Source organism: Paraburkholderia sp. SEWSISQ10-3 4 (genome assembly GCF_030464785.1).
GTDB classification, from domain to species: Bacteria; Pseudomonadota; Gammaproteobacteria; order Burkholderiales; family Burkholderiaceae; genus Paraburkholderia; species Paraburkholderia aspalathi.
In genome coordinates this window covers 38332-59042 of the sequence record NZ_JALPRI010000005.1, presented here as the reverse complement: position 1 = coordinate 59042, position 20711 = coordinate 38332, and the positions used below count along the sequence as shown (strand labels likewise).

At 61.1% G+C, this 20711-nt stretch carries 20 protein-coding genes and 1 tRNA gene; 18 read left to right on the top strand and 3 right to left on the bottom strand.

Features of this window, described 5'->3' with window-relative positions; all coding sequences use genetic code 11:
• Positions 1-103 precede the first annotated feature (103 nt).
• From ilvN to M0D68_RS13570, 5 genes are all read left to right on the top strand, one after another.
• Entirely contained in the window at positions 104-595 is a 492-nt protein-coding gene (gene ilvN / locus M0D68_RS13590; protein ID WP_011487482.1) for an acetolactate synthase small subunit, read from the top strand.
• Between the two features lie 131 nt (positions 596-726).
• Positions 727-1743 carry a ketol-acid reductoisomerase gene (gene ilvC, locus M0D68_RS13585; RefSeq protein WP_012432364.1) on the top strand — a complete coding sequence of 339 codons (1017 nt, stop codon included), beginning with the start codon at positions 727-729 and terminating at the stop codon, positions 1741-1743.
• A gap of 134 nt (positions 1744-1877) precedes the next feature.
• The gene (locus M0D68_RS13580; RefSeq protein WP_093639600.1) at positions 1878-2516 is read left to right on the top strand and encodes a phosphatidylserine decarboxylase; all 639 of its coding nucleotides are present in this window, start codon (positions 1878-1880) and stop codon (positions 2514-2516) included.
• 24 nt (positions 2517-2540) lie between these two features.
• Complete coding sequence (pssA, locus tag M0D68_RS13575) at positions 2541-3410, top strand: CDP-diacylglycerol--serine O-phosphatidyltransferase (RefSeq protein ID WP_093639603.1); 870 nt, start codon at positions 2541-2543, stop codon at positions 3408-3410.
• Positions 3411-3777: 367 nt separating this feature from the next.
• Positions 3778-5325, top strand: a complete 1548-nt coding sequence (locus M0D68_RS13570; RefSeq protein WP_054034966.1) for a 2-isopropylmalate synthase — start codon at positions 3778-3780, stop codon at positions 5323-5325.
• A gap of 135 nt (positions 5326-5460) precedes the next feature.
• Here M0D68_RS13570 and M0D68_RS13565 read toward each other — a convergent pair whose 3' ends face one another.
• The 3 genes from M0D68_RS13565 to M0D68_RS13555 form a co-directional block, all read right to left on the bottom strand.
• The gene (locus M0D68_RS13565; RefSeq protein ID WP_266224528.1) at positions 5461-7041 is read right to left on the bottom strand and encodes a SulP family inorganic anion transporter; all 1581 of its coding nucleotides are present in this window, start codon (positions 7039-7041) and stop codon (positions 5461-5463) included.
• A gap of 88 nt (positions 7042-7129) precedes the next feature.
• On the bottom strand, positions 7130-7765 hold the full coding sequence (locus M0D68_RS13560) for a carbonic anhydrase (RefSeq protein WP_200620062.1): 636 nt from the start codon (positions 7763-7765) through the stop codon (positions 7130-7132).
• Positions 7766-7995: 230 nt separating this feature from the next.
• Positions 7996-8559, bottom strand: coding sequence for a hypothetical protein (locus M0D68_RS13555; protein ID WP_054034964.1), 564 nt, complete (start codon positions 8557-8559; stop codon positions 7996-7998).
• 184 nt (positions 8560-8743) lie between these two features.
• On the opposite strand from M0D68_RS13555, the gene M0D68_RS13550 reads away from it, so the two are divergent.
• From M0D68_RS13550 to nuoF, 13 genes are all read left to right on the top strand, one after another.
• Complete coding sequence (locus M0D68_RS13550) at positions 8744-10066, top strand: branched-chain amino acid ABC transporter substrate-binding protein (RefSeq protein WP_266224526.1); 1323 nt, start codon at positions 8744-8746, stop codon at positions 10064-10066.
• 194 nt (positions 10067-10260) lie between these two features.
• Positions 10261-10533 (top strand): 30S ribosomal protein S15, encoded by a 273-nt coding sequence (rpsO, locus tag M0D68_RS13545; RefSeq protein ID WP_011487489.1) that lies wholly within the window; start codon positions 10261-10263, stop codon positions 10531-10533.
• Positions 10534-10871: 338 nt separating this feature from the next.
• Complete coding sequence (gene pnp / locus M0D68_RS13540; protein ID WP_171925034.1) at positions 10872-13019, top strand: polyribonucleotide nucleotidyltransferase; 2148 nt, start codon at positions 10872-10874, stop codon at positions 13017-13019.
• A 194-nt stretch (positions 13020-13213) separates the two neighbouring features.
• Positions 13214-14230 (top strand): NAD(P)H-quinone oxidoreductase, encoded by a 1017-nt coding sequence (locus tag M0D68_RS13535; protein ID WP_154567532.1) that lies wholly within the window; start codon positions 13214-13216, stop codon positions 14228-14230.
• Between the two features lie 126 nt (positions 14231-14356).
• Positions 14357-15136: a triose-phosphate isomerase gene (gene tpiA, locus M0D68_RS13530; protein ID WP_266224525.1), complete on the top strand. Its 780-nt coding sequence runs from the start codon at positions 14357-14359 to the stop codon at positions 15134-15136.
• Between the two features lie 82 nt (positions 15137-15218).
• Complete coding sequence (gene secG, locus M0D68_RS13525; RefSeq protein WP_054034962.1) at positions 15219-15596, top strand: preprotein translocase subunit SecG; 378 nt, start codon at positions 15219-15221, stop codon at positions 15594-15596.
• A 113-nt stretch (positions 15597-15709) separates the two neighbouring features.
• A tRNA-Leu gene (locus M0D68_RS13520) sits at positions 15710-15794 on the top strand.
• Positions 15795-15954: 160 nt separating this feature from the next.
• Positions 15955-16314: an NADH-quinone oxidoreductase subunit A gene (locus M0D68_RS13515; RefSeq protein WP_007175615.1), complete on the top strand. Its 360-nt coding sequence runs from the start codon at positions 15955-15957 to the stop codon at positions 16312-16314.
• 63 nt (positions 16315-16377) lie between these two features.
• Positions 16378-16857, top strand: coding sequence for an NADH-quinone oxidoreductase subunit B family protein (locus tag M0D68_RS13510; protein WP_006052903.1), 480 nt, complete (start codon positions 16378-16380; stop codon positions 16855-16857).
• 21 nt (positions 16858-16878) lie between these two features.
• The gene (locus tag M0D68_RS13505) at positions 16879-17481 is read left to right on the top strand and encodes an NADH-quinone oxidoreductase subunit C (protein WP_093639627.1); all 603 of its coding nucleotides are present in this window, start codon (positions 16879-16881) and stop codon (positions 17479-17481) included.
• Positions 17482-17490: 9 nt separating this feature from the next.
• Positions 17491-18744, top strand: a complete 1254-nt coding sequence (locus M0D68_RS13500) for an NADH-quinone oxidoreductase subunit D (protein WP_093639630.1) — start codon at positions 17491-17493, stop codon at positions 18742-18744.
• A gap of 131 nt (positions 18745-18875) precedes the next feature.
• The gene (nuoE, locus tag M0D68_RS13495; protein ID WP_054034960.1) at positions 18876-19361 is read left to right on the top strand and encodes an NADH-quinone oxidoreductase subunit NuoE; all 486 of its coding nucleotides are present in this window, start codon (positions 18876-18878) and stop codon (positions 19359-19361) included.
• Positions 19358-20686, top strand: coding sequence for an NADH-quinone oxidoreductase subunit NuoF (nuoF, locus tag M0D68_RS13490; protein ID WP_093639633.1), 1329 nt, complete (start codon positions 19358-19360; stop codon positions 20684-20686). Before nuoE ends, nuoF begins: the two co-directional genes overlap by 4 nt.
• The last annotated feature ends 25 nt before the right edge of the window (positions 20687-20711 follow it).

Genomic DNA, 20711 nt, shown 5'->3' with positions numbered 1-20711 from the left:
TTAGCGTTGGCTTCGTCATGCGCGCCTTCAAAAAGGGCGAAGGCGGACGAAGCGGCGCGAAACCGCTCGCATACATCGACAAAACATCTGGAAGAAGCGAAACATGAGACACATTATTTCTGTCCTGCTGGAAAACGAACCGGGCGCGTTATCACGCGTGGTGGGGCTGTTCTCGGCACGCGGCTACAACATTGAAACCTTGACGGTGGCTCCGACCGAAGACCGTTCGCTGTCGCGCATGACCATCGTCTCCATTGGCTCGGACGACGTGATCGAACAGATCACGAAGCATCTGAACCGCCTGATCGAGGTGGTGAAAGTGGTCGACCTTACCGAGGGCGCCCACATCGAACGCGAGCTGATGTTGATCAAGGTAAGGGCGGTCGGCAAGGAACGTGAGGAAATGAAACGGATGTCGGATATTTTCCGCGGCCGGATCATCGACGTCACAGAAAAGACCTACACGATCGAACTGACGGGCGCGAGCGACAAGCTCGATGCCTTCATTGAAGGGATCGACGCGACTGCGATTCTCGAAACCGTCCGTACGGGCAGTTCGGGCATCGGCCGCGGCGAGCGCATTCTGAAGGTTTGACGCGCGCTTATCGACGATTCGCTAACGTTTCGATCGGGGCCGGGCAGTGCCTTCAAGAGCCCGGCCAAGCAACACACCATTCGCAGTATTTGTATTTCACTGATTTCACCGAATTTAGCCAAGGAACCGACATGAAAGTTTTCTACGACAAGGACGCCGACCTCTCCCTCATCAAGGGTAAGCAAGTCACCATCATCGGCTATGGCTCGCAAGGCCATGCTCACGCGCTGAACCTGAAGGAAAGCGGCGTGAATATCACGGTCGGTCTGCGCAAGGGCGGCGCATCGTGGAGCAAGGCTGAGAACGCCGGCCTGCAAGTCAAGGAAGTGGCGGAAGCCGTCAAGGGCGCGGACGTCGTCATGATGCTGCTGCCGGACGAGCAGATCGCTGAAGTCTACGCAAAGGAAGTGCACGCCAACATCAAGCAAGGCGCAGCGCTCGCCTTCGCACACGGCTTCAACGTGCACTACGGTCAGGTGATCCCGCGTGCTGACCTCGACGTGATCATGATCGCGCCGAAGGCACCGGGCCACACGGTTCGCGGTACGTACTCGCAAGGTGGCGGCGTGCCCCACCTGATCGCCGTTGCACAAGACAAGTCGGGCGCAGCACGTGACATCGCGCTGTCGTACGCAGCAGCGAACGGCGGCGGCCGTGCCGGTATCATCGAAACGAACTTCCGCGAAGAAACGGAAACCGACCTGTTCGGCGAACAAGCCGTGCTGTGCGGCGGTACGGTCGACCTGATCAAGGCCGGCTTCGAAACGCTGGTGGAAGCGGGTTACGCGCCGGAAATGGCGTACTTCGAGTGCCTGCACGAACTGAAGCTGATCGTCGACCTGATCTACGAAGGCGGCATCGCGAACATGAACTACTCGATCTCGAACAACGCCGAATACGGCGAGTACGTGACGGGTCCGCGTATCGTGACGGCTGAAACGAAGAAGGCGATGAAGGCCGTGCTGACGGACATTCAGACCGGCGAGTACGCAAAGAGCTTCATCATCGAAAACAAGGCCGGCGCACCGACGCTGCAATCGCGCCGCCGTCTGACGGCCGAGCACCAGATCGAAACGGTGGGTGCCAAGCTGCGTTCGATGATGCCGTGGATCGCCGCGAACAAGCTGGTCGACCAGTCGAAGAACTAAGAAGCCAGTTTTATCGCATGTGACCGGCGCGGCGCCTCGTCGCAGCAGCCGGTAATGCAAAAAGCCGTCCAAGGGTGCTGAACCCTGGGCGGCTTTTGCTATCCTACGGTTTTACAAAAATACAGAAGCCATCCATGAATTACCCTCATCCGATCATCGCGCGAGAAGGCTGGCCGTTCATCGCCATCGCGGCCGTCGTTGCATTACTGGTTCATGCCTTCGCGGGATTCGGCTTTGCATGGCTGTTCTGGCTGATCCTGATCTTCGTCGTGCAGTTTTTCCGTGATCCGGCACGCCCGATTCCGACTCAGGCGAACGCCGTACTGTGCCCGGCCGACGGCCGTATCGTCGCAGTCGAGACAGCGCATGATCCGTATGCCAACCGTGAAGCGCTGAAGATCAGCGTGTTCATGAACGTTTTCAATGTCCATTCGCAGCGCTCACCGGTGGACGGTGCGATCTCCAAGGTCGAATATTTCCCGGGCGCGTATCTGAATGCCGCTGTGGATAAGGCTTCGCTCGAAAACGAGCGCAATGCCGTGGTGATCCAAATGGCCGGCGGCCAGACGGTGACGTCGGTGCAGATCGCCGGTCTGATTGCGCGGCGCATTCTTTGCTACGTACGCTCAGGTGAGCCGCTCACGCGTGGCCAGCGTTATGGATTTATCCGTTTTGGCTCGCGTGTCGACGTGTACCTGCCGGTTGGCAGCCGTCCGCGTGTGTCGATCGGTGAGAAGGTTTCCGCGTCGTCCACGATCCTCGCTGAACTATAAAGCGGCACCAAGGAGGTTTTCCGAATGGCCGCATTCAAACCGCGTCGACCCCGCAACAGCGGGCAGCTCCCGCGCCCGTTCCGCCGTAACAAGCCGATCGTTGCGGAGACAGGCGCAGTCGAGAGCCGGCGCGCTCAGCGTCAGCAGTTCCTGAGGAAACGCGGCATTTACCTGCTGCCGAACGCGTTTACCACCGCCGCGCTCTTTTGCGGCTTCTTCGCCGTGGTGCAGGCGATGAACGTGCGCTTCGAAATCGCGGCAATCGCGATCTTCGTGGCGATGGTGCTGGACGGCATGGACGGACGGGTCGCCCGCATGACGCATACGCAAAGCGCGTTCGGCGAACAGTTCGACAGCCTCTCGGACATGGTCTCGTTCGGTGTGGCGCCGGCGCTTGTGATGTACGAGTGGATTCTGAAGGATCTCGGCCGCTGGGGCTGGCTCGCGGCGTTCGTCTACTGTTCGGGGGCGGCGTTGCGTCTCGCGCGCTTCAACGCGAACATCGGTGTGGTCGACAAGCGCTTCTTCCAGGGCATGCCGAGCCCGGCGGCCGCGGCGCTGATCGCCGGCTTCGTGTGGCTCGCCACCGACAACCGTGTGCCGCTCAAGCTGGTGTGGCTACCGTGGGTCGCCTTTGTGCTGACCATCTACGCCGGTGTGACGATGGTGTCGAACGCGCCGTTCTACAGCGGCAAGGCGCTCGATGTGCGGCACCGCGTGCCGTTCGGCGTGATTCTGCTCGTGGTGGTGGCGTTCGTGCTGGTGTCGTCCGATCCGCCGCTGATGCTGTTCGGCCTGTTCGTGCTGTACGGTCTGTCGGGCTATGTGTTCTGGGGCTACCAGGCGCTGCGGGGCAGGGCGAATCCGGCTCGGTCCGTGGCGCGGGACAGGTAATGGCGCAGCTTCGTTACATGAACGTGACATGAGAAAACGGCAGCCTTCGCGGGCTGCCGTTTTTCGTTGTCGAGCCCGTCCGGCGGCGCGCGGCAGGGAGGTCCGACGCCAATTGCACGGCGACGGGAATGCCGCTATAGTCGTTGGATAAATGCGTTCAGGTTCCCATTTGAGCTGCAGCACGAGCCTCAACAAGCTGGTGCGCCGCGGGTGCGCTAGTGCTGGCGCATCTAGCGCGCTGATCGCTTATCGTTTTCCGCCCTCCGTCTGCCTCGTCTGCGGTTTATAGCGTCGCCAACGGTGGCGCAAAACGCCCGAATTCCAATATCCGATCCCCACAATTGAACGACTCCTCAGGAGACCCGACATGGCCGACAAACTGATCATATTCGACACCACGTTGCGTGACGGCGAGCAATCGCCGGGCGCGTCGATGACGAAGGAAGAAAAAATCCGTATCGCGAAGCAACTCGAACGGATGAAGGTGGACGTGATCGAAGCGGGCTTCGCGGCCAGTTCGAATGGCGACTTCGATTCGATCCACACCATCGCGGGTCTGATCAAGGACAGCACGATCTGCTCGCTGGCCCGAGCAAACGACAAAGACATTCAACGCGCTGCTGACGCACTCAAGCCGGCCGATCATTTCCGCATCCACACGTTCATCGCAACGTCGCCGCTGCATATGGAAAAGAAGCTGCGCATGACGCCGGATCAGGTGTTCGAACAGGCGAAGCTGGCGGTGCGTTTCGCACGCAAGTTCACGGACGACGTCGAGTTTTCGCCGGAAGACGGCAGCCGTTCGGACATGGATTTCCTGTGCCGCGTGCTGGAAGCGGTTATCGCCGAAGGCGCCACTACCATCAACATTGCGGACACGGTCGGCTATGGCGTGCCGGAGTTGTACGGCCAGCTCGTGAAGACGCTGCGCGAGCGGATTCCGAACTCGCATAAGGCGGTGTTCTCGGTGCATTGCCATAACGACCTCGGCATGGCGGTGGCGAACTCGCTGGCCGGTGTGCAGATCGGCGGCGCGCGTCAGGTCGAGTGCACGATCAACGGTCTCGGCGAGCGTGCGGGTAATACGTCGCTCGAGGAAATCGTGATGGCGGTGAAGACGCGCAAGGATTACTTCGGCCTTGAAATCGGTCTCGATACGACCCAGATCGTGCCGGCTTCGAAGCTGGTGTCGCAGATCACCGGTTTCGTCGTGCAGCCGAACAAGGCGGTGGTTGGCGCGAACGCATTTGCGCACGCATCCGGCATTCACCAGGACGGCGTGCTGAAAGCGCGCGACACGTACGAAATCATGCGTGCCGAAGATGTGGGCTGGAGCGCGAACAAGATCGTGCTCGGCAAGTTGTCGGGCCGCAATGCATTCAAGCAGCGTCTGCAGGAACTGGGTATCGCGCTCGATAGCGAAGGCGAATTGAACACCGCGTTCGCGCGCTTCAAGGAATTGGCCGACCGCAAGTCGGAAATCTTCGACGAAGACATCATCGCGATTGTCACCGAGGAATCGGCGGAAGCGCAGGAGAAGGAGCACTACAAGTTCCTGTCGTTGTCGCAGCATTCGGAAACCGGTGAGCAACCGCACGCGAAGATCGTGTTCTCGGTCGAAGGCAAGGAAGTGACCGGGGAAGCACGTGGCAACGGTCCCGTGGATGCCACGCTCAATGCGATCGAAACGGAAGTGGGCAGCGGTTCGGAGTTGCTGCTGTACTCGGTGAACGCCATTACCACCGGTACGCAAGCGCAAGGCGAAGTGACCGTGCGGCTGTCCAGGAGCGGGCGCATCGTCAACGGTGTGGGCACCGATCCGGATATCGTCGCGGCTTCCGCGAAGGCGTATATCTCGGCGCTGAACAAGCTGCATTCGAACTTCGATAAGTTGAATCCGCAACGTTCGGAGTGATGGAAGCAGGCGCGCTGATTGCGTGCCCGCTGAACCGGATTGTCGAGAAGCCCTGTGCCCTGCAAAGCACAGGGCTTCTTGCTTTTGTGGTGTCTCCTCCTCGTGAATACCGCGCTGAAGTGCCGCGCGCTGAAACTACTCCGTAGCCGCGCGCCGCATCGACCACCCGCGCGCCGCGCGTGCCTGCGCCTGGACCTGATGTCGCACTTCGACTGCGATCTCACGGCGCGGCGCATCGGCGACAAATGTATCCAGCAGTTCGCGCACATCGTGATCGACGAAATCGGCACGCGTTGCGTCGACGATCAAGGTCGCGCCGTCGGGAATCTGCTGCAGGTAGTGCTTGAGCGGCACCTTGCCGAGAAACGACACGTCCTTGCGAAACGACAGCAGATAGTGATCGCCGTGCTGCGCGAGCACGATTGGGCTCCGCAGGTTCGCATACAGCGCGAGCAGCACGCTGCACAGAATGCCGAGCACGATGCCGATCAGCAGATCGGTGGCGAGTACGCCGACCAGCGTGACGATGAACGGCGCAAACGGCGCGAAACCCTGCTTGGCGATGGCGACGAACAACGACGGTTTGGCGAGCTTCACGCCGGTGAAGATAAGAATCGCCGCGAGGCACGCAAGCGGAATCAGGTTGATGACGCTGGTGAGCGCGAACACGCTGACCAGCAGCAACATGCCATGAATGATCGCGGACAGCCGGCTTTGAGCGCCCGCATGCACATTGGCGGAGCTGCGCACGATGACCGAGGTGATCGGCAGGCCGCCGATCGCGCCGGCGATCAGGTTACCCACGCCCTGTGCCTTCAATTCGCGATCCGGTGGTGCGGCACGTCGGGCGGGATCGATCTGCTCGACCGCTTCGAGGCTCAGCAGCGTTTCGAGACTTGCGACGATTGCCAATGTGATGGCGACACGCCAGACATCGGGATTGACCAGTTGCGCGAAGTGCGGCCCGAAGTCGGCCCATTGGAGAGCAACCTGCAAGGCGGCGAACGATTCGAGCGACGGCAGCGCGACGCGATGCTCGGCAGGCGGCGCGAACGCCGGGGCGAGCAGGCTGAGCAGCAGCGTCGCGCCGATGCCCAGCAGCACCACCGCGAGCGGCGCGGGTACAAGGCGCACCAGCGCAAAGCGGCGTAACGCGCGCGTTTCCCAGCCCACCAGAATCGCCAGCGAGAGCAAGGTGATCACGCAGGCCGCGAGCGATATCGAGCCGAACGGCGTCATTACGCTACCGGCTATCTGGGCGGCAGCGTGCGATCCGGCCGACGCATTCGCGCTGGATAGCCCAAGCGCGAGCGGAAACTGCTTGACGATCAGCAGCACGCCGATCGCCGCGAGCATGCCCTTGATCACGGGCGATGGCACATAGGCCGCAAATCTGCCGGCCTTCAGCATGCCGAAGCCGAACTGAATCGCGCCGGACAGCAAGACGGCCAGCAGGAACGCGGAGAAGCTGCCGAGTTGCGCGATTCCGTCGACGACGATCACGACGAGGCCCGCCGCGGGCCCGCTGACGCTCAGCCGCGAACCGCTCAGCACGGCCACCACCAGGCCGCCGACGATGCCCGATACAAGCCCGGCAAATGGCTCGACGCCCGAGGCGTTGGCGATGCCCAGACATAGCGGCAGCGCCACCAGAAAAACGACCGTGCCTGCCAGCAGATCGCGCTGAAACGTGGAAAAGAAAGCTCGTAGGTTCATGGTGTCGGTGCAGTAGTGGGTGGAGCCCTGTGTGCGGCGAAGGCAAAGGCGAAGGCCATGCTGCGGCCGGTTTCATAAAAGCTGCGCACTAGGCGGCGCTATGGGCGGCTGTTGTGCAGGTCATCGCGTCGTCGGCTTCGTAGCCGGACGTGAGTACCTTGATGCGCCCGTCCTCGAGCGCGAAGATCCAGCCGTGAACGAGGGGTGCCGGGTCAGCATCGCGCACGATCGCACTCGCGCGTAACTGGCGCACTTGCTCGAGCACGTTCAACTCTGCGAGGCGGTCGATACGCTCACGCTCGCTTGCGTGACTCCGGAGTTCGTTGCCATGCGCCTTTGCCAACGCGCACAGAGGTGCGATGCGTCGATTCACATGCGGCAACGTCGGTTCCGGCGGCAGCAGGGCGGCGCGCACACCACCGCAGCCATAGTGCCCGCAGACGATCACGTGCCCCACCTTCAGCACGCGCACCGCGTATTCGAGGACGCTCGCGGTGTTGTCGTCGTCGGGATGAAAAAGGTTGGCGATGTTGCGGTGAACGAACAGATCGCCGGGCTCGCAATGCGTGATGGTTTCTGCGGGCACGCGGCTGTCCGAGCAGCCGACCCACAGCACATGCGGATTCTGGCCTCGCACCAGATCACGGAAAAATTCGGGGTTGCGCGCGGCGGTTTCATGCGCCCAAGCGACGTTGGCGACCAGCAGGCGTTTCGGACGGTTCATCGATAGTGGCTCCGTAAGTAGGGCGCACAGACTCGTCGCCGACACCACGGCTGTGCCCGGACGGCGCAGCGGGTGCAATCGGTACTGAATCAATGCTTACGAAAACCTTTCTATCAAAAAATAAATCTGCTGTGCGCGAAATAAAATTCGCGGGCATGCGCAATAAATAAAAAAAAGCCGCCTGAAGAGGCGGCTTTGCAGATCCATGCGCAATGGGTTCGAGCGAGCGCTCAGAACAGGCTGCGGCGATCCGGGTCGTGCAAGGGATCAGGCGTTTTTTGCGTGAGCCGCACGATGCCCTGGTCGTCGAAATAGAAGCTGTACATCATGTACCAGACGTTGTCTTCCAGATAGCGATACGTCCAGACCTCGCGCTTCATCAACGGGAAGTACGACGTTTCGACGGGGCGGCCGAAGTTCACCAGCACGTCGCTCTTCGTCCACTTGCCGATTTCCGCCCGGTAGAACTCGTTGGGCTGAAGCACCTGACGCACGGTGACGATCTTGCCGGATGCGTCGATGTCGGCGGCGGTAGTGGTTTCGCCCATTGGCTGGGTCGGCCACATCAGCCGCTTGCCGCCGTTGGGCAGATCGTAGCTTTCACGCGGCGCGCCAAGGCGGGCGACGATGGTCGATTCGTCCGCGCCTTGTTGGTATTGCTGCCATGGCTGCACGCAGCCGGCGAGCGTAGCCGTGAGCGCGAGTGCGCTCACGCAGACGAGCGCGGCGCGGCGCAGGCGTGCTGCGGGCGGCGCTTCGATCGAGGCCGCCGTGGATGGGTGGCGGTTGAACATGAATTCCTCCGATGGCATTTGTGTAGCGGTTTTTATCATCGAGACACAATATTTTGACACGGGCGGCGGCAAAAGATTTGCGCGTCGTACAGGCCCTCGCTGTTATTACGATAACGGCTTTGCCGGCTTGCTTATTCCATCTGGAACGCCCTATGATCCGCGCTTCGACGAATCCAGCGGGGCAATGACGATGGCGAAGTGGCAACGGGCGGCAGCAGCGGCAGTCGTGGCGCTGGCGGCGATTTCGATGGCCGCGGCGGCGCTCGCCGCGGGAGAAACGGTGCCGGGTCCGGCAAGCAAGCCGGTCAATAAGCCGATGGGTGCACCGATCCAGTTGGCGCTGATCGAAGGCATGTCCGGCCCCTTCGCGAATGCGGGCGCGGCGGTGGAGCGCAATCTGCGCTTCGGTGTCGAGCAGGTGAATGCGGAAGGCGGCGTCAAGCTCGCCGACGGCGCGCATCCGCTCGAACTGCTTGTGCTCGACAGCAAGGGCAGCGCCGAGGAGGCGCTCGTGCAACTGCGCGCGGCCGCTGACCGCCATATCGGCTACATCATGCAGGGCAATAGCTCGGCGGTCGCCGCGGCGCTGATCGGCGCGATCGAGAAACAGAACAGCCGCGAGCCGGGCAACCGCGAACTGTTCCTCAATTATTCCGCCGACGATCCCGCCCTGACCAACGTCAGTTGCAGTTTCTGGCACTTCCGTTTCGATGCGCACGCGGGCATGCGCATGTATGCACTGGCGGACGTGATCCAGCGCGACAAAGCGGTGAAGAAGGTCTATCTGCTGAACCAGGACTACAGCTTCGGCCACGACGTCAGCAGCCTCGCGCGTTCGACCCTGGCGACCAAGCGCCCTGATATTGCGGTTGTCGGCGACGAATTTCATCCGATCGGCCGCGTGAAGGACTTCGCGCCGTACATTGCGAAGATCCGCGCGAGCGGCGCGGATGCGGTGATCACCGGCAACTGGGGCAACGACCTGACGCTTCTGGTCAAGGCGGCGCGAGAGCAGGGCCTGGACACCCGGTTTTACACTTTCTACGGCAACAGCCTTGGGGCGCCTGCCGCGTTGGGCGACGCCGGCGTCAAACACGTGATCGCGGTGGCCGACTGGCACCCGAACGCCGGCGGCGCGGCCTCCGACGCGTGGTATGCGGCGTTTCGCGCCCGTTTCCCGGCTGCACAAGACGACTACCCGGTGCTGCGCATGCCGCTGATGATCGAGACCTTGGCCGTGGCGATGAACCGCGCCGGCAGTGCGGACCCGACAGCGGTCGCCCGGACGTTGGAGGGCATCAAGTTCGACAACGGCTTCCACGCCTCCTGGATGCGTGCCGACGACCATCAGCTGATCCAGCCCCTTTACGTGATGGAAATGGACAAGGCCGGCACGCCGGGCGTCAAGTTCGACAACGAAGGTTCAGGCTATGGTTTCCGCACGGTGCTGGCTTTGCCGCCCGAGCGGACTGTGCCGCCGACTGTATGCAAGATGAAACGGCCGTAAAACAGCCCCTGAACAAACCCGGGCCGGCCACGATCCCGCCCGGCACAGCAGGGTTCGCGGCCGGATCGGGCTGTGCTACAATACGCGTCCCGTTGTGAGGCATGGCTGCAAGTGATTGCGGATATGCGCCCACGGGTAACCCACGGCACGGCCTTTCTTCCGTGACCGCCTGTCTAGTTCTCAAGGAAATCGACATGTCCGCAGTTGAAACAAGCAAGAAGTCCGAAGTCGTTGCGCAATTCGCACGCGCAGCTAACGACACCGGCTCCCCCGAAGTTCAGGTCGCGCTGCTCACGACCCGCATCAACGAACTGACCGTTCACTTCAAGGCACACACGAAGGATCACCACAGCCGCCGCGGTCTGCTGCGCATGGTGAGCCGCCGTCGTAAGCTGCTCGACTACCTGAAGGGTAAGGACGCGGATCGTTACCGCGCACTGATCGAGAAGCTGGGTCTGCGTAAGTAATCGGCCAGTCGTTCAGCAAGATGCCTGTGTCAGTTCCACTGATACAGGCATTTTGTTTTTGCACGGTGCGCTTCATGTGATGTGCACCGCCTGCCGGTCGCGGTAGCGTGACGATTCATGCGGCGCCTAGCAGGAAAACAGCAGTAAAAAAAGCAGCAAAAAGCAGAAATACGGCCGGGCTTCAGGGCAGAGCTTTGTGTCATTCCAGCGGTTCGCGCGCGTACATAACGTAGGGCGTGGTTCTCTGGAATGGCATAACACTACTCTTCCCCTGTGGCGCCGGTCCTGGCGTTGCCGCGCCGCTTCTGGTCCGCGCGGCATAACGAAGAGGAAAAGCAATGACTATGTTCAATAAGATCGTCAAAGAATTTCAGTGGGGCCAACATAAGGTTCGCCTCGAAACGGGCGAAATCGCTCGTCAGGCGAGCGGTGCGGTGATCGTCGATGTCGAAGACACCGTCGTGCTGGCTACTGTGGTCGGCGCCAAGACCGCCAAGCCGGGCCAGGACTTCTTCCCGCTGACCGTCGATTACCTCGAAAAGACCTACGCTGCAGGCAAGATCCCCGGTGGTTTCTTCCGCCGCGAAGGCCGTCCGTCGGAAGGCGAAACGCTGATCTCGCGCCTGATCGATCGTCCGCTGCGTCCGCTGTTCCCGGAAGGCTTCTACAACGAAGTCCAGGTCGTGATCCACGTCCTGTCGCTGAACCCCGAAATTCCCGCTGACATCCCCGCGCTGATCGGCGCGTCGGCGGCGCTCGCTATTTCCGGTCTGCCGTTCAACGGCCCGGTCGGCGCAGCACGCGTGGCCTACATCAACAACGAATACGTGTTGAACCCGACGCGTCCGCAAATGAAGGAATCGGCGCTCGACCTGATCGTTGCGGGTACGGAACGCGCGGTGCTGATGGTGGAATCGGAAGCACAACAACTGACCGAAGAAGTGATGCTCGGTGCAGTGGTGTTCGGTCACGAACAAATGCAGGTCGCGATCGACGTGATCCACGAGCTGGTTCGCGAAGGCGGCAAGCCGGAATGGGACTGGAAGCCGGCCGCCAAGAATGAGCCGCTGATCGCACGCGTGTCGGAACTGGCGCAAGCCGATCTGCTCGCCGCTTATCAGATCCGCGACAAGCAAGCCCGTTCGACCAAGCTGAAGGAAGTCTATGCAGCGACGTCGGCCAAGCTGGAAGAAGAAGCAGCGGCAGCCGGCACGGTTGCAGCAGACAAGGCTAGCGTCGGCAATGTGCTGTTCGACATCGAAGCGAAGATCGTCCGTACCCAGATCCTGAACGGCGAGCCGCGTATCGACGGCCGTGACACGCGCACCGTGCGCCCGATCGAAATCCGTACCGGCGTGCTGCCGCGTACGCACGGCTCGGCACTGTTCACGCGTGGCGAAACGCAGGCTATGGTTGTCGCAACGCTGGGCACCAAGGGCGACGAGCAGAACATCGACGCGCTCGAAGGCGAGTACCGCGAACGCTTCATGCTCCACTACAACATGCCTCCGTTCGCGACCGGCGAAACGGGCCGCGTCGGTTCGCCGAAGCGCCGTGAAATCGGTCACGGCCGCCTGGCCAAGCGCGCGCTGGCTGCATGCCTGCCGAGCGCCGACGAATTCGGCTACTCGATCCGCGTCGTGTCGGAAATCACCGAATCGAACGGTTCGTCGTCGATGGCATCGGTGTGCGGCGGCTGCCTCGCACTGATGGACGCCGGCGTGCCGATGAAGGCGCACGTCGCCGGCATCGCGATGGGCCTGATCCTGGAAGGCAACAAGTTTGCCGTGCTGACCGACATCCTCGGCGACGAAGATCACCTCGGCGACATGGACTTCAAGGTGGCGGGTACCGAGCAAGGCGTGACTGCGCTGCAGATGGACATCAAGATCCAGGGCATCACCAAGGAAATCATGCAGGTGGCCCTCGCGCAAGCGAAGGAAGGCCGTATGCACATCCTCGGCAAGATGACCTCGGCTGTGTCGGGCGCGAACACGGTGCTGTCGGACTACGCACCGCGCATGATCACCATCAAGATCAATCCGGAAAAGATCCGCGACGTGATCGGCAAGGGTGGTTCGGTGATCCGCGCGCTGACGGAAGAAACCGGCACGACGATCGATATTTCGGACGACGGCGTCGTCACCATAGCCAGCACCAGCAGCGAAGGGATGGCCGAAGCGAAGAAGCGTATCGAGAACATCACGCTGGAAGTCGAAGTGGGCCAAGTGTACGAAGGCACCGTGCTCAAGCTGCTGGACTTCGGTGCGATCGTGAACATCCTGCCGGGCAAGGATGGTCTGCTGCACATCTCCGAAATCGCTAATGAGCGTATCAAGGACATCAACGACTACCTGAAGGATGGCCAGCAAGTGAAGGTCAAGGTCATCCAGACGGACGAAAAGGGCCGCGTGCGTTTGTCGGCCAAGGCGTTGCTGAACGACGCCGCAAACGGCGCGCCGCAAGGCGAACCGACGCCGCAGTAATGCGGTAGCAGGGCGACGGCCGGCAGCGCGAACGCGCGCCGGCCGTTTTTCATGAAGGGTGCAGGGTGGATTGCGTTGTCGGCAAGCAGGTGCGAACCGGCGCAAACGGGTACTCTGTCTGAGCGGGGCAAGTCGCCTCGGTTCAGACGATTTCCGACGGTAGGCAACGCAATCCAATCTTGGAGTTGACGCAGATGAAAGCGATCGAAATCACCGAATTTGGCGCGCCGGAAGTCCTCAAGCTGGCGGAGCGGCCCACGCCGCAGCCGAAAGCGGGCGAGGTGCTGATCAAGGTGGCGGCATCAGGCATCAACCGTCCGGACGTGTTTCAGCGCAAGGGTGGCTATGCGCCGCCACCGGGTGCGTCGGACCTGCCGGGGCTGGAAGTGGCGGGTGAGATCGTCGGCGGCACTATCGACGAGAAGAACAACCCGTTCGGTCTGAAAATCGGCGATCGCGTGTGCGCGTTGCTTGCGGGCGGTGGCTATGCGGAATATGCGACCGCGCCGCTGTTGCAGTGCTTGCCGGTGCCCGCTGGCTTGTCGGATGTCGAGGCGGCTTCGCTGCCGGAAACATTCTTCACGGTGTGGAGCAATGTGTTCGATCGTGCGCAGCTCGGCAAGGGCGAGGGCGCCCCGAACGAGACGCTGCTGGTGCAGGGCGGCTCGAGCGGCATCGGCGTGACGGCGATCCAGATCGCGCATGCGCTGGGTTTTCGTGTGTTCGCCACGGCCGGGTCGGACGAAAAGTGCCGCGCCTGCGAAGCGCTCGGCGCCGAACGGGCGATCAACTACAAGACTGAGGATTTCGTCGAAGTCATCAAGTCGCTGACGAACGATCGTGGTGTCGACGTCGTTCTCGACATGGTGGCGGGCAGTTATGTGCCGCGCGAGCTGACCGCGCTGGCCGACGGCGGCCGCATCGTGCTGATCGCCTTGCTGGGCGGCGCGAAGGCCGAGCTGAATCTGAACGAAGTGCTGCGCCGCCGTCTGACGGTGACGGGTTCGACGTTGCGTCCGCGGCCGATCGAGTTCAAGGCGAAGATCGCCGCGCAGTTGAAAGAGCGCGTGTGGCCGCACCTCGAAGATGGCCGCATTAAGCCAGTGGTGCATCGTGTGTTTCCGGCAGCGCAAGCCGCCGAAGCGCACGCGCTGATGGAAAGCAGCACGCACGTCGGCAAGATCGTGCTGACTTGGGGTCAGGACGCTTGACACGGTCGGTTTGACCCGATCCACCCCACGCAGTAAAATTGCGCGTTTTGCGCACGCCGCATGAATACGAAAGGCGGGCTGTAAGCGCAAACCAAGTCCGCCGCCAATACACGAGACGACGAGACGATGTCGAAACAACGAGCCAAGCTGGTAGTCGGTAACTGGAAGATGCACGGGCGCCTCGCCGAGAATGCAACGCTGTTGCAGGCCGTGACGCAAGGCGCGGGAGAATTGCCGGCTGATGTGCGCGTCGGTGTCTGTGTGCCGAGCCCTTACCTCGCGCAGACTCAATCGTTGCTGGAAGGCAGCAAGGTCGTGTGGGGCGTGCAGGATGTCTCCGCGTTCACGCATGGCGCTTATACCGGCGAAGTGGCCGCGCAGATGGTGGTGGATTTCGGCGCCACGCTTGCGATCGTCGGGCACTCGGAGCGCCGTGCTTACCATCGCGAAAGCGCAGAGCTGGTCGCGGTGAAGACACAGCGCGCACTGGAAGCAGGTTTGACCCCGATCGTGTGTGTCGGCGAAACGCTTGAAGAGCGTGAGGCTGGTTCGACGGAGCAGGTGGTCGGCGCGCAGCTGGATGAGGTGCTGGCGAAGCTGTCGGTAGCGGATGCGGCACGCATCGTCGTCGCGTACGAACCGGTCTGGGCGATTGGCACCGGCAAGAGCGCTACATCGGATCAGGCGCAGGCAGTGCATGCTTTCCTGCGTTCGCGTCTGGCGGCAAAGGGCGCGGCAGTGGCGGATGTGCCGGTGTTGTACGGCGGCAGTGTGAAGCCGGAGAACGCGGAAGAATTGTTCCGCGAGCCGGATATCGACGGTGGCCTGATCGGCGGCGCGTCGTTGAAAGACCAGGATTTCCTGGCGATCTGCAAAGCGGCGGCCGCGACGAGCGTTGCCGGTTAAGCAGGGCGCCTTGGCGAGGATGACCCAATCCCGCGCGGCACACTTTGTGTGGTGCGGTTAAATAAAGACTCAGGTGAGTGTGATGCTGTATTTGAAAACATTGATTATCGTCGTTCAGCTGTTGTCGGCACTCGGGGTCATTGGCCTTGTCTTGCTGCAGCACGGCAAAGGCGCCGATATGGGCGCTGCTTTCGGTAGCGGCGCATCGGGCAGCCTGTTCGGCGCGACCGGTTCGGCAAACTTTTTGTCGCGTACCACGGCCGTCCTCGCAGCCGTGTTTTTTGTAACGACATTGACGCTGACGTACCTCGGCGCGTATCGTGCGAAACCGTCCGCAGGCTTGCTGGGCGCGGCTGTGACCGCGCCGGTCGCGGCCTCTGCTGCGGCCGCGCCGGCTGGTGGTTCGGCAGTGTTGCCGGCGTCGGCTGCGTCCGTCCCGGCTACGGATGTGCCGAAATAAATTTTTCGTTCAAAGTGCTTTTGTGCGTTGAACAAACTGTTTAGACCAGTTACAATCTAAGTCTTGAAGCGATTCGCGGGTTTTATAAGTTGTTTTCCCGGATTGCAGTTAGTGCCGACGTGGTGAAATTGGTAGACACGCTATCTTGAGGGGGTAGTGGCGAAAGCTGTGCGAGTTCGAGTCTCGCCGTCGGCACCAAATGTTATCTAATGCCAGCCGCTTGCTTCGCTTCGGCTGGCATTTTCACTTCTGACGCGCGGCTTGCGTTGGGCTTGCGGCATGTACGTTGCCGAAGTGATTTCGCGTCAGGAGTGCTATGCTCTTGGCGGCATTCAGAACCAACCGATAGAGGATAGTCTTGAACCTCGCAGCCTATTTCCCCGTCTTGTTGTTCCTCATTGTGGGCACCGGTTTAGGCGTAGCACTGGTCAGCATTGGCAAGATCCTCGGTCCCAACAAGCCCGATACCGAGAAAAACGCACCATACGAGTGCGGCTTCGAAGCATTCGAAGATGCGCGCATGAAGTTCGATGTGCGTTACTACCTCGTCGCCATTCTCTTCATCATTTTCGACCTTGAAACCGCGTTCCTGTTCCCGTGGGGTGTAGCCCTGCGCGACATCGGCTGGCCTGGCTTCATGGCGATGATGATTTTCCTGCTCGAATTCCTGTTGGGCTTTGCCTATATCTGGAAGAAGGGCGGCCTCGACTGGGAATGATGGATTAATCGCCGGTTTGCGTGGGTGGCCAAGGCTTGCCGCCCCGTCTGGAGTGGAAAGCAAATGAGTATCGAAGGGGTCTTGAAGGAAGGGTTTGTCACCACGACGGCTGACAAACTGATCAACTGGACGCGCACCGGCTCGTTGTGGCCGATGACGTTCGGTCTCGCGTGCTGCGCGGTCGAGATGATGCATGCGGGCGCTGCCCGTTATGACCTTGACCGTTTCGGCGTGGTGTTTCGTCCGAGTCCGCGTCAGTCGGACGTGATGATCGTCGCCGGCACGCTGTGCAACAAGATGGCGCCGGCTCTGCGCAAGGTCTACGATCAGATGGCCGAGCCGCGCTGGGTGATTTCGATGGGCTCGTGCGCGAACGGCGGCGGCTACTACCACTATTCCTATTCGGTGGTGCGCGGCTGCGATCGGATCGTGCCGGTCGACGTCTACGTGCCAGGTTGTCCGCCTACGGCGGAAGCGCTGGTGTATGGCGTGATCCAGCTGCAGGCCAAGATCCGCCGCACCAACACAATCGCCCGTCAATAAGGCCAACGCCTCCCCCACAATATGGCAAGCAAACTCGAGACCCTGAAAGCGAACCTCGAGGCGGCCTTTGGCGGCCTCCTGTTGAGCACCACCGAGGCAATCGGTGAGTTGACGATCGTCGTGAAGGCGAGCGACTACATCAATGTGGCAACGCGTCTGCGCGACGACCGCTCGCTCGGTTTCGAGCAATTGGTCGATCTATGCGGCGTCGACTATCAGACCTACGCCGATGGCGCCTATGACGGCCCGCGTTTTGCGGCCGTTCTGCATTTGTTGTCGGTGCAGAACAACTGGCGTCTGCGTCTGCGTGTATTCGCACCAGACGACGAAATGCCGATCGTCGCGTCAGTCGTCGATATCTGGAGTTCGGCCAACTGGTACGAACGCGAAGCATTCGACCTGTACGGCATCGTCTTCGAGGGTCACCCGGACCTGCGCCGCATCCTGACCGACTACGGTTTCATTGGTCACCCGTTCCGTAAAGATTTTCCTGTCTCCGGCTACGTCGAAATGCGTTACGACCCGGAAGAGAAGCGCGTCGTCTATCAGCCTGTGACGATCGAGCCGCGGGAAATCACGCCGCGCGTGATCCGCGAAGATCGCTATGGCGGTCTGAAACACTAAGAGAACGCCATGGCAGAGATCAAGAACTACACGCTCAACTTCGGTCCTCAGCATCCGGCCGCGCACGGTGTGCTGCGCCTCGTGCTCGAACTCGACGGCGAAGTCATCCAGCGCGCCGATCCGCACATCGGCCTCCTGCATCGCGCGACTGAAAAGCTCGCGGAAACCAAAACTTTCATCCAGTCCGTGCCGTATATGGACCGCCTCGACTACGTGTCGATGATGGTCAACGAGCACGGCTACGTGATGGCGATCGAAAAGCTGCTCGGCATCGAAGTGCCGATTCGCGCGCAGTACATCCGCGTGATGTTCGACGAAGTCACGCGAGTGCTGAACCACCTGATGTGGATCGGCGCACACGCACTCGACGTCGGCGCGATGGCGGTCTTCCTGTACGCGTTCCGCGAACGCGAAGACCTGATGGACGTGTACGAAGCGGTGTCCGGCGCACGGATGCATGCGGCTTACTACCGTCCGGGTGGTGTGTACCGCGACCTGCCTGACGCAATGCCGCAATACAAAGCGTCGAAGATCCGCAATGCGAAGGCATTGTCGAGGATGAACGAGAACCGTCAAGGTTCGCTGCTCGACTTCATTGACGATTTCTTCACGCGGTTCCCGAAGTGCGTCGACGAATACGAAACGCTGCTCACCGACAACCGGATCTGGAAGCAACGTCTGGTCGGTATCGGCGTGGTTAGCCCGGAACGCGCGCTGAACCTTGGTATGACCGGCGCGATGCTGCGCGGCTCGGGTATCGAGTGGGATCTGCGCAAGAAGCAGCCGTACGAAGTCTACGACAAGCTCGATTTCGACATTCCGGTCGGCGTGAATGGCGACTGCTATGACAGATATCTGGTTCGCGTCGAAGAAATGCGCCAATCCACGCGGATCGTGAAACAGTGCATTGAGTGGTTGCGCAAGAATCCAGGTCCGGTGATGGTCGACAATCACAAGGTTGCGCCGCCGTCGCGAGTCGGCATGAAGTCGAACATGGAAGATCTGATTCACCACTTCAAGCTCTTCACGGAAGGCTTCCATGTGCCGGAAGGCGAGGCATATGCCGCGGTCGAGCACCCGAAGGGCGAGTTCGGTATCTACCTGATCTCGGACGGCGCGAACAAGCCGTATCGCCTGAAAATTCGGGCGCCGGGCTACGCGCACTTGTCCACGCTCGACGAAATGGCGCGCGGTCACATGATCGCCGACGCTGTGACGATCATCGGTACGCAGGACATCGTGTTCGGCGAAGTCGATCGCTAGGACGTATTCATCAGCGCGCGTCTTCAGATTGCACCGAAGCGCGCGTCAAGCAAAGGAACGCCGGGTCTGTCGCAACATGCAACGCGCGACGGGTTTTCGTTCGGTAGGAATTGAAAGAGTCGTGTCTGAAAATGATCTCAGCTGAAGGCCTGAAAGAAATCGATCGTGCGATCGCGAAGTATCCCGCCGATCAGAAACAGTCCGCCGTGATGTCGGCGCTGGCTACTGCTCAGGAAGAGCATGGCTGGCTGTCGCCCGAACTCATGCAGTTCGTCGCGGACTATCTCGGCATGCCGGCGGTCGCCGTGCAGGAGGTGGCTACCTTCTACACGATGTATGAGACCTCGCCGGTCGGCAAATACAAGATCACGCTCTGCACGAACCTGCCGTGCCAGCTCGGCCCGGACGGCGGCTCAGACAGCGCCGCTGAATATCTGAAGCAGAAGCTCGGCATCGACTTCGGCGAAACCACGGCTGACGGCAAGTTCACCTTGAAAGAAGGTGAGTGCATGGGCTCGTGCGGCGATGCGCCGGTGATGCTGGTGAACAACCATCGCATGTGCAGCTTCATGAGCCGCGCGAAGATCGACCAGCTGCTCGAGGAACTTTCGAAATGACGTCTTTACACGATCGTCACATCAAACCGCTGATTCTTGCCGGCCTGAACGGCGACAACTGGCATCTCGAAGACTATGTGGCGCGCGGCGGTTACGCCCAGCTGCGCCGCATTCTGGAAGAAAAGATTCCGCCCGAGCAGGTGATCGCCGACGTCAAGGCGTCGGGTCTGCGCGGCCGTGGCGGTGCTGGCTTCCCGACCGGTCTGAAGTGGAGCTTCATGCCGCGTCAATTCCCGGGGCAAAAGTACCTCGTCTGCAATTCGGACGAAGGCGAACCGGGCACGTTCAAAGACCGCGACATTCTGCGTTTCAATCCGCACTCGCTGATTGAAGGCATGGCCATCGGCGCATACGCGATGGGCATCACGGTCGGCTACAACTATATCCACGGCGAGATCTGGGAAGTCTACAAGCTCTTCGAAGAAGCGCTGGAAGAAGCCCGTCGCGCCGGATTCCTTGGCGACAACATCATGGGTTCGGGCTTCTCGTTCGAACTGCATGCGCACCACGGTTACGGCGCCTACATTTGCGGCGAAGAGACAGCGCTGCTCGAATCGCTCGAAGGCAAGAAAGGCCAGCCGCGCTTCAAGCCGCCGTTCCCGGCGAGCTTCGGCGTGTACGGCAAGCCGACCACGATCAACAACACCGAGACGTTCGCTGCGGTGCCGTTCCTGCTCGCGATCGGTCCGCAGAATTACCTCGAAATCGGCAAGCCGAACAACGGCGGCACGAAGATCTTCTCGGTTGCAGGCGACGTCGAGCGTCCAGGCAACTATGAAGTCCCACTCGGCACGCCGTTCGCCACGTTGATGGAACTGGCTGGCGGCATGCGCGGCGGCAAGAAGATCAAAGCTGTGATTCCTGGCGGCTCGTCGGCGCCGGTGATTCCGGGCGACATCATGATGCAGACCGACATGGACTACGACTCGATCGCCAAGGCTGGCTCGATGCTCGGCTCCGGTGCGGTCATCGTGATGGACGAGACGCGTTGCATGGTCCGTTCGCTGCTGCGTCTGTCGTACTTCTATTACGAAGAGTCGTGCGGTCAGTGCACGCCTTGCCGCGAAGGCACCGGCTGGCTGTATCGCGTCGTGCATCGTATCGAACACGGGCTCGGCCGTCCGGAAGATCTGGATCTGCTGAACTCGGTCGCCGAGAACATCATGGGCCGCACGATTTGCGCGCTCGGCGATGCAGCGGCCATGCCGGTCCGCGGCATGCTCAAGCACTACTGGGACGAATTCGAATACCACGTCGCCCACAAGCATTGCCTCGTCGGCGGTCACGCCGGTGCGGCAGCGGCGTCAGAAACAGTGGCTGCCTAAGTACGCGAAATAGCGCACCAGAACA

Excerpts from the sequence above, each read along its gene's own strand:
- ilvN (WP_011487482.1), top strand. The coding sequence starts at position 104 with ATGAGACACATTATTTCTGTCCTGCTGGAAAACGAACCGGGCGCGTTA.
- ilvC (WP_012432364.1), top strand. The coding sequence starts at position 727 with ATGAAAGTTTTCTACGACAAGGACGCCGACCTCTCCCTCATCAAGGGT.
- M0D68_RS13580 (WP_093639600.1), top strand. The coding sequence starts at position 1,878 with ATGAATTACCCTCATCCGATCATCGCGCGAGAAGGCTGGCCGTTCATC.
- pssA (WP_093639603.1), top strand. The coding sequence starts at position 2,541 with ATGGCCGCATTCAAACCGCGTCGACCCCGCAACAGCGGGCAGCTCCCG.
- M0D68_RS13570 (WP_054034966.1), top strand. The coding sequence starts at position 3,778 with ATGGCCGACAAACTGATCATATTCGACACCACGTTGCGTGACGGCGAG.
- M0D68_RS13565 (WP_266224528.1), bottom strand. The coding sequence starts at position 7,041 with ATGAACCTACGAGCTTTCTTTTCCACGTTTCAGCGCGATCTGCTGGCA.
- M0D68_RS13560 (WP_200620062.1), bottom strand. The coding sequence starts at position 7,765 with ATGAACCGTCCGAAACGCCTGCTGGTCGCCAACGTCGCTTGGGCGCAT.
- M0D68_RS13555 (WP_054034964.1), bottom strand. The coding sequence starts at position 8,559 with ATGTTCAACCGCCACCCATCCACGGCGGCCTCGATCGAAGCGCCGCCC.
- M0D68_RS13550 (WP_266224526.1), top strand. The coding sequence starts at position 8,744 with ATGACGATGGCGAAGTGGCAACGGGCGGCAGCAGCGGCAGTCGTGGCG.
- rpsO (WP_011487489.1), top strand. The coding sequence starts at position 10,261 with ATGTCCGCAGTTGAAACAAGCAAGAAGTCCGAAGTCGTTGCGCAATTC.
- pnp (WP_171925034.1), top strand. The coding sequence starts at position 10,872 with ATGACTATGTTCAATAAGATCGTCAAAGAATTTCAGTGGGGCCAACAT.
- M0D68_RS13535 (WP_154567532.1), top strand. The coding sequence starts at position 13,214 with ATGAAAGCGATCGAAATCACCGAATTTGGCGCGCCGGAAGTCCTCAAG.
- tpiA (WP_266224525.1), top strand. The coding sequence starts at position 14,357 with ATGTCGAAACAACGAGCCAAGCTGGTAGTCGGTAACTGGAAGATGCAC.
- secG (WP_054034962.1), top strand. The coding sequence starts at position 15,219 with ATGCTGTATTTGAAAACATTGATTATCGTCGTTCAGCTGTTGTCGGCA.
- M0D68_RS13510 (WP_006052903.1), top strand. The coding sequence starts at position 16,378 with ATGAGTATCGAAGGGGTCTTGAAGGAAGGGTTTGTCACCACGACGGCT.
- M0D68_RS13505 (WP_093639627.1), top strand. The coding sequence starts at position 16,879 with ATGGCAAGCAAACTCGAGACCCTGAAAGCGAACCTCGAGGCGGCCTTT.
- M0D68_RS13500 (WP_093639630.1), top strand. The coding sequence starts at position 17,491 with ATGGCAGAGATCAAGAACTACACGCTCAACTTCGGTCCTCAGCATCCG.
- nuoE (WP_054034960.1), top strand. The coding sequence starts at position 18,876 with ATGATCTCAGCTGAAGGCCTGAAAGAAATCGATCGTGCGATCGCGAAG.
- nuoF (WP_093639633.1), top strand. The coding sequence starts at position 19,358 with ATGACGTCTTTACACGATCGTCACATCAAACCGCTGATTCTTGCCGGC.